Here is a 2,437-nt window from a genome sequence, read left to right on the forward strand (position 1 = left end):
GTTGGATATTTGTTTGCCCTCTGTATTACCACATAAAGACATACTTGTAGTCACCAGAAAAAAGCTGGCAAAACAGCGGAAACATCTTGAAAAACAATAGGTTATGACGAATTTTTGCTTGCTCGTTGGGGTGAACTTCCGCTACAGCAGCTACTAATGCACACACAGGTGCGGCAATTGCCGGTGCAGGCACAAAACAAAAATCAGCAGCTACTGTTCAGAAAAAGCACTGGATTGAATATCAGTTTGTAGATAAAGCAGGCAATCCTATAAGTGGTATTGAATATAAGTTTACAGCAATTCTCGGTGAAAAAAATTAAGGCATATTGCAGGTGTTGTTATTTAACTCAGTGCTATAGATTAAGGCACAATATCTTGGGTATCTATCTATCGAAACACACTACATATTGTGTTCTTTGTTTCAAAACATTATTTAAATAATGCTTATTTTTATTCCATGCAAAAAAAATATTTTCGCACAATTTTGGAAAAAAATCTTTACAAATTTACATATTTGTGTTAAAATTTCATAAAAGATATTCCTTGGGAGGGGAGTTTTATGAAATCTAAAAAACATTTAAGTTTCGGAAGTTTGCGTAGTGCTCTTTCTTTACTTTTTAATCATCTACCAGATAATCGACAAGCATCAAAAACAGATTATAGTATACACGATTGCTTAATGTCGGGATTTGCATGTATGTATTTTCAAGATCCATCATTGTTGCAATTTCAGGAACAACTAAGGGAAGCAAAAAATCGAGACAATTTACAAACCCTTTTTGGTGTTAAGAATATTCCCAAATCTACTCAGCTAAGGGATATTGTAGATGAGGTTAATAGCGAAGAGATTAGCCCAATTTTCGATGATTATTTTTCTCGATTACAGCGAGGAAAACATTTAACCCTTTATTATCAACTTTTTCCTGAATTGTATCTTTGTTCACTTGATGGAACACAATATTTTTATTCTGAAGATATTCACTGTTCAAAATGTTTAACAACAAAGCATAAAGAAGAAATTAGCAGTTACTCTCATAAGGTAATGCAAGCGGCAATAATGCATCCTGATATACGACAGGTAATTCCTTTAATGCCAGAGGAGATTCATAATACAGATGGAACTGAGAAACAGGATTGCGAAATAAATGCAGCCAAGCGATTGATACCAAAGATAAGGAAGTCCCATCCACAATTGGGTATCATTCTTAATGGAGATGGTCTTTTTTCGCATCAACCGTTTATTAAAGATGTATTGTCAGCCAGAATGCATTACCTGTTTGTAGCTAAGCCAGGGGATCATAAATATATGATGGAGTGGATTAATGCATATGAACCGGGTGAAATAAATAATTTACGGAGGATTGATAAGAAAGGACGGATTCATGAGTATGAATGGGTAAATGATGTGCCATTGAATGGAGGAGAAAATTCAATAAATACGAATTTTCTTAGATATAAAATCATTGCAAAGGGAAAAGACGGAAAGGAAGTAATTAATTATAAGAACAGTTGGGTTACAGACTTAGAGATAACTTCAAAAAATATAGAGACATTGGTACAAGGTGGTCGCTGTAGGTGGAAAATAGAGAATGAATGTTTTAACACACTCAAAAACCAGGGTTACCATATAGAACATAACTATGGTCATGGAAAAAAGAATCTGTGCTTTAATTTCTACCTTTTAACCCTGCTGGCATTTTACTTTCACCAGATTTTTGAGCTTACAGATCAATTATATCAATCGTGTCGTAAGAAATTTGGAAGTAAGAGGCATATGTGGGAAACCCTTCGGAGTTATATAAAGATATTGATTTTTGAGACATGGGAGGATTTACTTGATTTTGCCTTAACGCCAACAAAATACAAGATATGTTTTCAGTCTCCATAGTTGAGATAAGAAATCTTGTCTGCAAATTGGATGTCCATAGGTTTCTCACTCAGGAAGGTAGGGATTGGTGTATCCTGAATACAAAATTAGATGAGATTTATGTCGTCTATGAGGGATGAAATGACAGGCTAAATGTGCCTGAAAACATATATATTCTATTTTTGTCCAAGTAATATGCAATTTTAAGTGAAAACCCTATTTTTCATGTGTTCACCGAGAATTGCTGGAAGGAGTAATAATTATGCCTCAAGTAGTTATCCCTGATAAGCTATTTTTTACCATTAGTGAGACAGGTAAATTAACAGGCATAAAGTCTTATGTTTTAAGATATTGGGAAACAGAATTTAATGCCTTAAAGCCAGATAAAACAACTGGCGGACAGAGAAGATACCGTAAAAAAGATGTAGAATTGATACTGAAGATAAAGGATCTGTTATATGTTCAGGGGTATACTATTGCCGGGGCAAAAAGATTTCTTAAAAAACAGAAAAAAGTATCAGAAGAGGTAGCTGTCGCCAATGTTATTGGGTTGAAGAAGGAATTACGAGA

Annotated in this window: 2 protein-coding genes; both read left to right on the forward strand. The window is 34.3% G+C overall.

What is annotated here, in order from left to right; translation table 11 throughout:
* Positions 1-559: 559 nt before the first annotated feature.
* Positions 560-1,888: a hypothetical protein gene (locus tag KKG99_03810; GenBank protein ID MBU1012104.1), complete on the forward strand. Its 1,329-nt coding sequence runs from the start codon at positions 560-562 to the stop codon at positions 1,886-1,888.
* A 241-nt stretch (positions 1,889-2,129) separates the two neighbouring features.
* Positions 2,130-2,437: MerR family transcriptional regulator (locus KKG99_03815; protein MBU1012105.1), on the forward strand; the 308-nt coding region annotated here is incomplete at its 3' end.

The organism is Bacteroidota bacterium, from assembly GCA_018816945.1.
Classification (GTDB): Bacteria; Bacteroidota; Bacteroidia; order Bacteroidales.

What these genes read in the sequence shown, in the direction of transcription:
- KKG99_03810 (MBU1012104.1), top strand. Translation starts at nt 560, where the DNA reads ATGAAATCTAAAAAACATTTAAGTTTCGGAAGTTTGCGTAGTGCTCTT.